We start from the raw sequence: 11514 nt of genomic DNA on the forward strand, positions 1-11514 counted from the left end.
TCTACGGTAGTGACACCCTGACAGTGAACGCAAGCGTTCACTGGGGCTACCTCGATTGCTCAACGGAGATGTGCAGATGGTTACTTCGCGTTGGACGTCCGCCTCCGCTCAGGCGGTCGCCTCGCGCCGTCGGGGGCCCGTGCTGGAGCGTGCGATCCTCGAGTCCGCGCTGGAACAGCTCAGCACGGTCGGCTGGAGCGGACTGACGATGGAGGGCGTGGCCGCGGGCGCGCAGACGGGCAAGGCGGCCGTCTACCGCCGCTGGCCGTCGAAGGAGGACCTCGTCGTCAATGCCCTGCAGGCGGGCCTGCCGAAGGTCGACGACGTTCCGGACTGCGGAAGTGTCCGGGAGGACCTCCTGCAATTGTGCCGACAGATGCGCGCGGCCATGACGTCACGGCCCGGCTATGCCCTGATGGCAGTTCTTCACGAGTGCGACACGGCAACCGCGGAGCGCTTTCACGGCGTGATCGTCGAGGGTGTCATCGAGCCGAGTGTGGAACTCATCAGGCAGGTCATGCGGCGTGGAATGGAGCGCGGAGAGGTGCGTTCCGGAGCGACGGACCAGTACGTCTGCGATGTGATTCCGGCGATGATGATGTATCGCTCCAAGGTGTGCGGGAGCGAATGGCCGGACGAGGAATTCATCGACCTCATCGACCAGGTCATGATGCCGTTGCTGCGCCCGTGAGGCGTGCGCCGGGTCGGCGCGCGGCGACCGGGGTGTCGCCAGTGGTCATCGGCGGCGTACGCTGATGGCGCCATGCCGTACGAACCACCCACCCACACCGTCGAGCGCTCCCTGCGCGCCACCACCGGAGCGAAGATCGTCGCCGGTGTCGACGAAGTCGGACGCGGAGCGTGGGCGGGACCGGTCACCGTCTGTGCGGCGGTGACGGGACTGCGCAGGCCGCCCGCCGGACTCACCGACTCCAAGCTGATCAGCCCCAAGAGGCGGGCCGAGCTCGCCGAGGAGCTGGAGGGCTGGGTCACGGCGCACGCCCTGGGGCACGCCTCGCACGAGGAGATCGACGACCTGGGCATGACGGCCGCGCTGCGGCTCGCCGCCTGCCGTGCCCTGGAGGCCCTGCCGGTCCGTCCGGAAGCGGTCATCCTCGACGGGAAGCACGACTATCTCGGGGCGCCGTGGCGGGTCCGTACGGTCATCAAGGGCGACCAGTCCTGCGTGGCCGTCGCCGCGGCGTCGGTGATCGCCAAGGTTCGGCGCGACAAAATGATGGCCGAACTGGGCATCGAACATGCAGACTTCGGTTTTGCGGCCAACGCCGGTTATCCGTCGCCGGTGCACAAGGCCGCGCTGGCGGAACGGGGACCCACTCCCTTCCACCGGCTTACGTGGGCGTATCTTGATGCGCTGCCCCAGTGGCGGCATCTCAAGAAAGCCCGCGCCTGGGCGGAGGGAAACGTTCCGGAAATCGAGGGCCAGCTCGGCTTTGACTTCTGATGTTTTCCGCAGTTCCGGTCGCACTTACGTGCCACCCGCCGACGCGTGTCGCGTCGGCGTTTGATAGACAACAACGCATGCCTCTCATTCCCGAGGAGCCTCAGATTCACGAGAGTGCCCAGGGTCCCCGCGCCACGCCGGCCAGTGGCCGCACCGCGCCGACCCCCCGCCCCGTACCCGGCCCGCGTCCCGCGGCGCCGCCGCGGCCAGGACGTCCCGGTCCCGCACGGCCGATGCCGGCCGCGCAGCGCGCGACCCGCGAACCGGCCGTCAAGCCCGGGCTCACCGCCCAGGCCGCCAAGCCGGAGCCGACGGCTCCGGCTGTCCCCGAAGCTTCCGCCAACGACGCCGTCACCACCGGCGCCGCCGCCGCGGTCCCGCAGATCCAGCTGATCCCGGCTTCCGTCGAGGGCGCGCTGGACGCGGCCGAGGAGGCCGTCGACCTGCTGCTCGACTCGGGCCGCGGTCCCGGTGACGTCCTGGTGATCACCACGGGCGAACTCCACCCGTGGGCCACGCACGAGCTGTCCTTCGGCGAGGACGCCTACTGGGCCCAGCACGACGCGGGCGACGACGTCTTCTACGCCGACGCCGCCGCGCTGTCCCGCGCCGCCGCCCGTCCTGTGGTCGTCGTGGCCCTGAACGGCGGCAGCGAGGAGGCCGCCGTGGCGGCCCTGCCGACGGCGCTCACCCGGGCCGGAGCCCTGCTGGTCGTCTGCGGCGACCCGCAGCGCATCAACGCGATGCTGGGCGCGGGCGTCTGACGCCCACGCCCGGCGGGCACGCCGCGACGCCGATGTGTCGCGGCGGCGCGTGGCACCTCGCGCTCGGTCGCGGGTGGGTGCGGGGCGCCACGGCGGTGGGCGTGCGCGGTGGCTCGGTGCGCGCCGGTGGCTCGGTGCCGTGCGCGGTGTCGTGCGGTGCGGTGCGCGCGTGTCTGTGACGCGTGCGGCTTACGTGACGCATGAGGCCGATGCGGCGCGGGTGACGTCGTCGGTGGCTCGGTGCTCGGGTGCCCCGTACCTGGTGTCATCGAGTGCCCCGTACCTGGTGTCAGCGGGCGGAGACGCGACGTAACAACTCGGACGCCGCACCACCCATGCGCGGCGCCGGAGGCGGAGCGGGATCGGCCGCGGAGAGGTCCTCAGGGCGCGAGCCGGTGCTCGGCCGCCGGCCCCCGCGCCCCTCGCCGAGCACCTGCCAGCCCTCCCGGGTCAGGGTGATGTACGCCCCGCAGCGCAGCCCGTGCAGCGTGCACGCGTCCCGCAGGCCCCACATCCACGCGCCGTCCTCCTGGGTCCAACGGCCGTCGCCGTCGCGGCAGTAGAGCAGCACGGCCGTACGCACCGGGGTGCGGCGGCGCAGATCGTGCGGGATGACGCGGCGCAACTGCGCGAGCAGGGCGTTGCGGAACACCCAGCCGTCGGCCACGCCGGCACGGCGCGCGAACGAAGCGGACGCCGTGACCCGCTCCTCCTGGTCGAGGACGGCCACGACCGCCGTGGCGGGAGCCGGCCGGTGCCGGGCGTGCAGACCGCTCACCACCTCGCGCGGATTGCGGAGCAGTGGGATCTCGGCGGTCGACCACTCGGCGGGTTCGAGCATGCGGGTGAGCGGCTGACCGGAATCGGGTATCGCCGTGACGGCCGATGGATCCGGCGTCGACGCCGCGTCGGACGGAGTGAATCCGAAGGTCACGATCCTCCCTTCGGCTACACGCCCCCGAAGGGGGGCGGCGTCGGACTGGGGCGCACCGCGGCACAGCCTTGCCGGCCCTACCGGACCACGGGAGCCGCGCGGGAGCGCTTCCAATTCTTCCCGTCGTACTGGCTTGCGGCAACGAGCAATTGCAGCCGTCGCCCCGTATCCGGTGATACGTCTCGCATATCCCTGCCCAGCGGGCCCCTCGCCCAAGCCCGTTTCCCGCCAGTACGGCCGGGACCAGCGGTAACACTCCCTTGAGCGGGTGGGTTCGCCGATTGTCAGTGCCATCGGGTTGCATGGGGGCATGGACGATCTGGAGCTGCGCACCGAGGCCGACACGATCCTCGCCGAGCTGGTCGGCGACCCGGGAGGTTCCGCGCGGCTGCGGGAGGACCAGTGGCAGGCGGTGTCGGCCCTGGTCAACGACCGGCGGCGGGCGCTTGTGGTGCAGCGGACGGGCTGGGGCAAGTCGGCGGTGTACTTCGTCGCCACCGCTCTGCTGCGGCGGCGCGGCTCCGGGCCGACGGTGATCGTCTCGCCGCTGCTCGCGCTGATGCGCAACCAGGTGGAGGCGGCGGACCGCGCCGGAATCAAGGCGCGCACCATCAACTCGGCGAACCCGGAGGAGTGGGACACCATCTACGAGGAGGTGGAGCGCGGCGAGACCGACGTCCTCCTCGTGAGCCCGGAGCGGCTCAACTCGGTGGACTTCCGCGAGCAGTTGCTGCCCAAGCTCGCGGCCACGACCGGTCTCCTCGTGGTCGACGAGGCGCACTGCATCTCCGACTGGGGACACGACTTCCGCCCCGACTACCGCAGGCTGCGGGCGATGCTCGCCGACCTCGCCCCCGGTGTGCCGGTCCTCGCCACGACGGCGACGGCGAACGCGCGGGTGACGGCGGACGTGGCCGAGCAGCTGGGCACGGGCGCCGGGGAGGCGCTTGTGCTGCGGGGCGCCCTGGACCGGGAGAGCCTGCGCCTCGGCGTGGTCCGGCTGCCCGACGCCGCGCATCGCCTCGCCTGGCTCGCGGAGCATCTGGACGAACTGCAGGGCTCGGGGATCATCTACACGCTCACGGTGGCCGCGGCCGAGGAGGCCACCGCCTACCTGCGCCAGCGCGGCTTCCCCGTGTCCTCCTACACCGGGCGCACGGAGAACGCGGACCGGCTGCAGGCCGAGGAGGACCTGCTCGCCAACCGGGTCAAGGCGCTGGTCGCCACGTCCGCGCTCGGCATGGGCTTCGACAAGCCGGACCTGGGCTTCGTGCTCCACCTGGGCTCGCCGTCCTCGCCGATCGCGTACTACCAGCAGGTGGGCCGCGCGGGGCGCGGCGTCGAGCACGCCGACGTGGTTCTGCTCCCCGGCAAGGAGGACGAGGCGATCTGGCGCTACTTCGCCGATACGGCCTTCCCGCCCGAGACCCAGGTCCGCCAGACGCTCGCCGCCCTCGCGGACGCGGGGCGGCCGCTGTCCGTGCCCGCCCTGGAGGCGGCGGTGGAGCTTCGGCGCAGCCGCCTGGAGACGATGCTGAAGGTCCTCGACGTCGACGGCGCGGTCAAGCGGGTCAAGGGCGGCTGGACCGCCACCGGGCAGCCCTGGGTGTACGACACGGAGCGGTACGCGTGGGTGGCGCGGCAGCGGGCCGCCGAGCAGCAGGCCATGCGCGACTACGTGAGCGCGGACGGGTGCCGGATGGAGTTCCTGCGCCGCCAGCTCGACGACGAGGGCGCGGCCCCGTGCGGGCGCTGCGACAACTGCGCGGGCGCCTGGGTCGACGCCTCCGTGTCCGAGCAGACGCTGACGGCGGCGGCGAAGGAACTGGACCGCCCGGGAGTGGAGATCGAGCCGCGCCGGATGTGGCCCACGGGCATGCCCGCCCTGGGCATCGACCTCAAGGGGCGCATCCCCGCCCGGGAGCAGTGCTCCACCGGGCGTGCCCTGGGGCGGCTCTCGGACATCGGCTGGGGCAACCGGCTGCGCCCGCTGCTCGCCGAGAACGCGCCCGACGGGCCGGTCCCCGACGAGGTGCTGCGCGCCGCGGTGGCGGTCCTCGCCGACTGGGCGCGCTCCCCGGGAGGTTGGGCTTCGGGCGCCCAGGACGCCGCCGCGCGGCCGGTCGGAGTCGTCGCCGTGCCGTCCCTGGCCCGCCCGCAGCTGGTCGGTTCCCTCGCCGAGGGAATCGCGAGCGTCGGCCGCCTGCCCTTCCTCGGGACCCTGACGTACACCGGACCGGACGGCGCGCACGCGGCACGCCGCAGCAACTCCGCCCAGCGCCTGAGGGCACTGTCCGGGGTGTTCGCCGTCTCCGACGAGCTGGCCGCCGCGCTTGCCGGTGCCGCCGGTCCAGTTCTGCTCGTGGACGACTACACGGACTCCGGATGGACGCTCGCGGTCGCCGCGCGGCTACTGCGGCGGGCGGGCGGCGACGGGGTGCTTCCGCTGGTGCTCGCGGCGGCGGGCTGAGCCTTCCCGTGTGGCGGGTGCCGAGCCTGCTCACACGGCCGACGCCGAGTTTCCCCACGTAAGGGGTCCTTCCGCAGGTGAGGGGCCCCGCTCAGCCATGCCCGCTCACGGGTCGGATCCGAGGCCCAGGAGGCGGTGAAATCCGACGGTCGTGCCCCAACTGCCCGTTGCCGCCGAAGGCTTGAAGCGGCGTCATATGTCGCACAGTCATGCAACGCATAGCCCGCTTGCATATCTCCCCATGCTCTAGTTAGGTTAGCCTTACTTAACCGAGCGAGGGGGGAAGCGTGTTTGCCCGGGATGAGGAAGGCTCGGGTTCAGGCTCGGGCCCGGTCGCGCTGGTCACCGGTGCGGCCCGTGGAATCGGCGCCGCCGTGGTCGACGGACTCGTCCGCGAAGGCGCCACCGTCGCCGCCGTCGACATCGACGCGGACGGTCTCGCGGAACTCGCGGACCGCTCGAAGGGGCGAGTCGTCCCCTTCGTCGCCGACGTGGCGGACGCCGCCGCGATCGCCGACGTCGTCGACAAGACCGAGCGTGACATCGGCCCGGTCGCGACCGGCGTGTCCGTGGCGGGCATCCTGCGGCCGGGAACGCTGTGCGAGACCACCGACAAGGACTGGTCGGACACCTTCGCCGTCAACACCACGGGGGTGTTCTTCGTCCTGCGCGAACTCGCCCGCCGGATGGTGCCGCGCGGCAGCGGGTCCCTCGTGACCGTCGCCTCCAACGCCGCGGGTGTACCCCGCACCGGCATGGGCGCGTACGCCGCGTCCAAGGCCGCCACCGTCATGCTCACCCGCTGCCTCGGACTCGAAGTGGCGCAGCACGGCATCCGGTGCAACGTGGTCTCGCCCGGCTCGACCGACACCCCGATGCAGCGTCAGTTGTGGACGGGTGAGACGGAAGGCGCCGACCTCGCGCGGGTGCTCGAAGGCACCCCCGAACAGTTCCGGGTGGGCATTCCCCTCGGCCGCATCGCAGATCCCGCCGACATCGCGGACGCCGTGCTGTTCCTGGCCTCCGACCGGGCCCGGCACATCACCATGCAGAACCTCTTCGTCGACGGCGGCGCGACCCTGCGCGCCTGAGACGCGACCCCGCGCCCGGCGCCGCCGACCCCGTGCGCCCGAGGCGCGACCGCGCGCCTGAGAAAGGAATCCCTGACGTGTCCATATCCGCGCTGGTGCGGCCGAGACCCGTGCACCGGGCGGCCGACCTGCTGGCCGCCTATCTGCCCGGCTCGTTCTACTTCTCCTCGACCGGGGGGACGCTGCTCGCCGACGGCGTGCACTCCCGGGTCCGGGCCACGGGCGGGGCACAGGCCCAGGCCGTGGCCGAGGCGCTCCGCGCGGCCGCCGCGGCGGGCGTGCCCGAGCCCGTCGTCGCCGGAGCCGTCGGCTTCCACCCGGCGGCGGAGACCGGCCTGGTGGTGCCCTCCGTGGTGCGGCGCGCCGACGCCCCCGCCGGCGTGCGCGCCCCCGACGCGGAGCACGGCACGTCGTGGACGGTCACGCCACGCCCCGAACCCGCGCGCTACGCCGAAAGCGTCCGCCGCGCACTGGAGTTGATCGGCCGCGGCGACCTGAGCAAGGTCGTCCTGGCCCGCGGCCTGGAGCTGACCGCCGACACCCCGGTGTGGGTGCCCGCGCTGCTCGCCCGCCTCGTGCGGGCGGACCCGGCGGCGTACGCCTTCGCCGTCGACGTCACCGCGCCCGGCGACCCCGCCCCGCGCACCCTGGTCGGCGCCAGTCCCGAACTCCTCGTGTCCCGGCGCGGCGCGACCGTCGTGGCCAACCCGCTGGCGGGCTCGGCCCCCCGGTCGGGCGACGAGGCCGTCGACCGCGAGCGGATCGCGCGGCTGCGCGACTCGGCCAAGGACCTCGGCGAACACGCCCACACCGCGGCCCAAGTGGCCGAGGTGCTCGGCAAGTTCTGCGTCGACCTGGAGGTGCCCGAGGGGCCCGAGGTGATCGGTACGCCGACGATGTGGCACCTGTCGACGCGGATCACCGGACGCCTCGCGGACCCGGCCGACCCCGCCTGCTCGGCGCTCGGCCTCGCCGAGGCGCTGCACCCGACGCCCGCGGTGTGCGGCGTGCCGGAGGCCGGGGCGCTCGCGGCCATCGCGGACCTGGAGCCGGAGGAGCGCGGCTACTTCGCGGGCATGGTCGGCTGGACCGGTCTCGACGGCGACGGCGAGTGGGCGGTGACGATCCGCAGCGCCGAGGTGTGCGACCGGACGGTGCGGCTGTTCGCCGGGGCCGGGATCGTCGAGGGCTCGGACCCCGACGCCGAAGTGGCCGAGACGGGCGCCAAGTTCCGTACGCTGCTGCGTGCCCTGGGTGCGGAGGGCGTGGCGTGAGCGCAAACCACGGACCCCACGGCGCGGACCATGGACTGCACAGCGCGCGCCACGAACTCCACGGTGCCGACCACGGACCCCACAGCGCGAACCACGGACTCCACGTGCTCTGGCCCCCGCAGGTCGCCGCGCGCCACCGCGCCGCCGGCCACTGGCGCGGGCAGACCTTCGGCGCGCTGCTCACCTCGCTGACCGCCGCGTACGCCGACCGGACCGCCGTCGTCGGCGGGGACACGCGGTGGACGTACGCCGAACTCGACGAGCGGGCGCACCGGATCGCGGCGGGACTCGTCAACTCCGGGCTCGCGCCCGGCGACCGGGTCGTGCTGCAACTGCCCAACATCCCCGAGTTCCTGTCCGTGGTGTTCGGGATGTGGCGCGCGGGTGTCCTGCCCGTGTTCGCGCTGCCCGCGCACCGGCACAGCGAGCTGCGGCACTTCGCCGAGCACAGCGAGGCCGCCGCGATCATCACCGTCGGCGAGCACGAACGGCACGACCACGCCGGGACCGCACGCGCCGTCGCGTCCGAAGTGGACTCCGTACGACAGGTGCTGGTCGTCGGGTCGCCGGAGTTCGACGAACTGGCCGCGACGGCGCCGCGCGAGCTGCCGGACCCCGACCCGGAGGGCGTGGCGTTCCTGCAGCTCTCCGGCGGGAGCACCGGCTTGCCGAAGCTGATCCCGCGCACCCACGACGACTACCTCTACAGCGTCCGGGAGAGCGCGCGGATCTGCGGCCTTCGCCCGGACAGCGTCTACCTGGCCGCCCTGCCCGTGTCGCACAACTACCCGCTCAGCTCGCCGGGTGTCCTCGGCGCGCTGCACGCGGGCGCGGCCGTCGTCATGGCGCCGCGGCCGGACGCGGACACCGCGTTCCGGCTGATCGAGGCCGAAGGCGTCACGATCACCGGGGTGGTGCCGCCGCTGGCCGCCGCGTGGGTGCAGGCCGCGGCGCGTACCGACCGTGATCTCTCCTCTCTTGAGGTCCTGCTGGTCGGGGGCGCCAAGTGCGGGCGGGAGCTGGCCGAACGGATCGGCCCGGCGCTGGGCTGCCAGTTGCAGCAGGTGTTCGGGATGGCCGAAGGGCTCGTCTGCTACACCCGCCTGGACGACCCCGAGGAGATCGTGCTCGGCACGCAGGGCCGCCCCATCTCGCCGGACGACGAGATCCGCGTCGTCGACCCGGAGACCGACGCCGACGTGGCACCGGGGGAGACGGGCGCCCTGCTGACCCGAGGGCCGTACACGATCCGCGGCTACTACCGGGCCGCGGAGCACAACGCCACCGCGTTCACCCCGGACGGCTTCTACCGCACCGGCGACCTCGTACGCCGTATGCCCGGCGGGCAGTTGGAGGTCGTCGGCCGGGCCAAGGAGCAGATCAACCGGGGCGGCGAGAAGGTCGCCGCCGAGGAGGTCGAGAACCATCTGATGGCCCATCAGAGTGTGCTAGACGCCGCCGTCGTCGCCGTCCCCGACCCGTATCTGGGCGAGCGGACCTGCGCCTACGTCGTGCCCGCCGCGGGCGCCTCGCCCACCGGTCCCGAGCTGCGCAAGTTCGTGCGCGAGCGCGGCGTGGCCGCGTTCAAGGTGCCGGACCTCGTCGAGGTCGTCGAACAGTTCCCGGTGACCGGTGTCGGCAAGACCAGCAAGCGCGAGCTGAGGGCGGCCCTGGCCGCGCTCGCTCGGAAGGAGTGATGAGAGTGTCCCTGCCCGAGATCCGGCCCTATCCGCTGCCCGCGGCTGCCGAGTTGCCCGCGGGACGGGTCGACTGGCGGCCCGATCCGGCCCGCGCGGCGCTGCTGGTGCACGACATGCAGCGGTACTTCCTGGCGCCGTACGCCGGGGCGCCGGTGCCCGAGGCGACCGCGAACATCGCGCGCCTCGCCGAGGCGGCCCGCGAGCGCGGCGTCCCGGTGTTCTACACCGCGCAGCCCGGCAGGCAGGACCCCGCGGACCGCGGGCTGCTCACCGAGTTCTGGGGCGACGGCATCGGCGCGGTGATCGACACCGACCCGCAGGCCGCGGACATCGTCGACGCGCTCGCCCCCGCCGAGACCGACACCGTGCTCGTCAAGTGGCGCTACAGCGCGTTCCAACGCAGCACGTTCGCCGAGCGGTTGGCCGCGCTCGGCCGCGACCAGCTGCTGATCACCGGCGTGTACGCGCACATCGGCCTCCAGGCCACGGCCGTCGAGGCGTTCATGCGCGACGTGCAGCCGTTCCTGCTGGCGGACGCGGTGGCCGACTTCTCGCGCGAGCGCCACGACCAGGCGTGTGCGTACGTAGCCGAGCGCTGCGGAGTGGTGACCACCACCGCCGACGCGCTGACCGCGCTCGCCGGGTCGTCCGTCCAGTCCGGGTCCTCCGCGCCCACCCCCACCCCCACCTCCGCAGGAGCCGTCCGATGAGCCAGACCCTGTCGCCCGAGCGCGTCCGCGCCGACGTCGCGGAGCTGCTCGGCTGCGATCCCGCCGAGATCGCGCCCGACGACAACCTCTTCGACCTCGGCCTGGACTCCGTACGGATCATGACCCTGGTCGAGCGCTGGCGCTCCGGCGGAGCCGCGGACCTGGAGTTCCCCGACCTGGCCGAGCAGCCCGAACTGGCTCACTGGACGGCGCTGTTGACCGGAGGCACCGCATGAGCCTGGTCGACCACCGGCACCGGCACCGGCACCTGGAGCGGATCGCGGAGGTCCGCGCGGGCCGCGAGCCCGAGAAGGTGGGCTACCCCATCGGCATCCGCGAGACCGAGGTCGTACGCACCGCCATGGTCGGCACCGGACTGCTGCGGGTGACCCTCGGCGGGTCCGGTACCGAGGGCTTCGAGGCGCACGCGCCCGACGAGCACGTGAAGCTGATCTTCCCCGAGCCGGACGGATCGCTGCGCCTTCCCGAGCCGAACGGCACGATGCTGCGCTGGCCGCGCCCCGCGGGCACCTCGCGTGAGTACACCGTGCGCCGCTACGACCCCGCCGCCGCCGAGATCGACATCGACTTCGCCCTGCACGACGGCGGACTCGCCTCGGACTGGGCGCGCGCCGTCGAGCCGGGCGCCGTGATGCACCTCGCGGGCCCGCCCGGCGGGCTGATCGTCCCGCACGCGTACGACCGTTATGTGCTGGCCGGCGACATCACGGCGCTGCCCGCGATCGCCCGTTGGCTGGAGGAACTGCCGCGCAACGCGCGCGGCTGGGCCTTCATCGAGGTCGCCGACGCGGCGGAGGAGATCGAACTGTCCGCGCCCGACGGCGTCGAGGTGCGCTGGCTGCACCGCGGCGACCGCCCGGCCGGCACCGGCGACGAGCTGGCGCGAGCCGTGACCGCGGTGATCGTGCCCGAGAACGAGCGGGTGTACGTGTGGGCCGCCGGCGAGGCGGGCCAGCTCAAGCCGCTGCGCCGCTGGGTCCGCGACGAACTGCGCCTGGAGAAGGCCGACCACGACATCACCGGCTACTGGAAGCGCGGCGTCGCCGACTTCGACGAGGACCACTGACCCCGTCCGGCGGACGGAC

11 protein-coding genes are annotated in these 11514 nt (G+C 73.2%); 10 read left to right on the top strand and 1 reads right to left on the bottom strand.

All coding sequences use genetic code 11. The features are described from left to right. Window positions 1-76 precede the first annotated feature (76 nt). The 3 genes from IEY91_RS06295 to IEY91_RS06305 all read left to right on the top strand — a co-directional run bounded on the left by IEY91_RS06295 (window position 77) and on the right by IEY91_RS06305 (window position 2229). Entirely contained in the window at window positions 77-691 is a 615-nt protein-coding gene (locus IEY91_RS06295; protein ID WP_164319712.1) for a TetR/AcrR family transcriptional regulator, read from the top strand. Window positions 692-763: 72 nt separating this feature from the next. Beyond that, window positions 764-1465, top strand: a complete 702-nt coding sequence (gene rnhB / locus IEY91_RS06300) for a ribonuclease HII (RefSeq protein WP_164319710.1) — start codon at window positions 764-766, stop codon at window positions 1463-1465. Window positions 1466-1542: 77 nt separating this feature from the next. Further along, the gene (locus IEY91_RS06305) at window positions 1543-2229 is read left to right on the top strand and encodes a hypothetical protein (protein WP_164319708.1); all 687 of its coding nucleotides are present in this window, start codon (window positions 1543-1545) and stop codon (window positions 2227-2229) included. Window positions 2230-2518: 289 nt separating this feature from the next. On the opposite strand, the gene IEY91_RS06310 is transcribed toward IEY91_RS06305, so the two are convergent. Continuing rightward, window positions 2519-3163, bottom strand: coding sequence for a hypothetical protein (locus tag IEY91_RS06310; protein ID WP_164319706.1), 645 nt, complete (start codon window positions 3161-3163; stop codon window positions 2519-2521). 310 nt (window positions 3164-3473) lie between these two features. Between IEY91_RS06310 and IEY91_RS06315 the strand changes: the two genes are divergently transcribed. The 7 genes from IEY91_RS06315 (at window position 3474) to IEY91_RS06345 (ending at window position 11495) form a co-directional block, all read left to right on the top strand. Then, a complete protein-coding gene (locus tag IEY91_RS06315; protein ID WP_189173179.1) occupies window positions 3474-5633 on the top strand; it encodes a RecQ family ATP-dependent DNA helicase in 2160 nt (719 codons plus the stop codon). Between the two features lie 287 nt (window positions 5634-5920). Continuing rightward, complete coding sequence (locus tag IEY91_RS06320; RefSeq protein WP_189173180.1) at window positions 5921-6724, top strand: 2,3-dihydro-2,3-dihydroxybenzoate dehydrogenase; 804 nt, start codon at window positions 5921-5923, stop codon at window positions 6722-6724. A 77-nt stretch (window positions 6725-6801) separates the two neighbouring features. Continuing rightward, a complete protein-coding gene (locus tag IEY91_RS06325; RefSeq protein WP_189173181.1) occupies window positions 6802-7998 on the top strand; it encodes an isochorismate synthase in 1197 nt (398 codons plus the stop codon). Between the two features lie 104 nt (window positions 7999-8102). Further along, complete coding sequence (locus IEY91_RS06330) at window positions 8103-9695, top strand: (2,3-dihydroxybenzoyl)adenylate synthase (RefSeq protein ID WP_189173453.1); 1593 nt, start codon at window positions 8103-8105, stop codon at window positions 9693-9695. 5 nt (window positions 9696-9700) lie between these two features. Beyond that, on the top strand, window positions 9701-10408 hold the full coding sequence (locus tag IEY91_RS06335) for an isochorismatase family protein (protein WP_306309871.1): 708 nt from the start codon (window positions 9701-9703) through the stop codon (window positions 10406-10408). Then, complete coding sequence (locus IEY91_RS06340; protein ID WP_189173183.1) at window positions 10405-10644, top strand: phosphopantetheine-binding protein; 240 nt, start codon at window positions 10405-10407, stop codon at window positions 10642-10644. The genes IEY91_RS06335 and IEY91_RS06340 overlap by 4 nt, the downstream gene beginning before the upstream one ends. Continuing rightward, window positions 10641-11495: a siderophore-interacting protein gene (locus IEY91_RS06345; protein ID WP_189173184.1), complete on the top strand. Its 855-nt coding sequence runs from the start codon at window positions 10641-10643 to the stop codon at window positions 11493-11495. Before IEY91_RS06340 ends, IEY91_RS06345 begins: the two co-directional genes overlap by 4 nt. Window positions 11496-11514 lie beyond the last annotated feature (19 nt).

Source organism: Streptomyces lasiicapitis, from assembly GCF_014646335.1.
Classification (GTDB): Bacteria; Actinomycetota; Actinomycetes; order Streptomycetales; family Streptomycetaceae; genus Streptomyces; species Streptomyces lasiicapitis.

Coding starts and splice junctions, on each gene's coding strand:
- IEY91_RS06315 (WP_189173179.1), top strand. CDS start 3,474: ATGGACGATCTGGAGCTGCGCACCGAGGCCGACACGATCCTCGCCGAG.
- IEY91_RS06295 (WP_164319712.1), top strand. CDS start 77: ATGGTTACTTCGCGTTGGACGTCCGCCTCCGCTCAGGCGGTCGCCTCG.
- IEY91_RS06345 (WP_189173184.1), top strand. CDS start 10,641: ATGAGCCTGGTCGACCACCGGCACCGGCACCGGCACCTGGAGCGGATC.
- IEY91_RS06340 (WP_189173183.1), top strand. CDS start 10,405: ATGAGCCAGACCCTGTCGCCCGAGCGCGTCCGCGCCGACGTCGCGGAG.
- rnhB (WP_164319710.1), top strand. CDS start 764: ATGCCGTACGAACCACCCACCCACACCGTCGAGCGCTCCCTGCGCGCC.
- IEY91_RS06305 (WP_164319708.1), top strand. CDS start 1,543: ATGCCTCTCATTCCCGAGGAGCCTCAGATTCACGAGAGTGCCCAGGGT.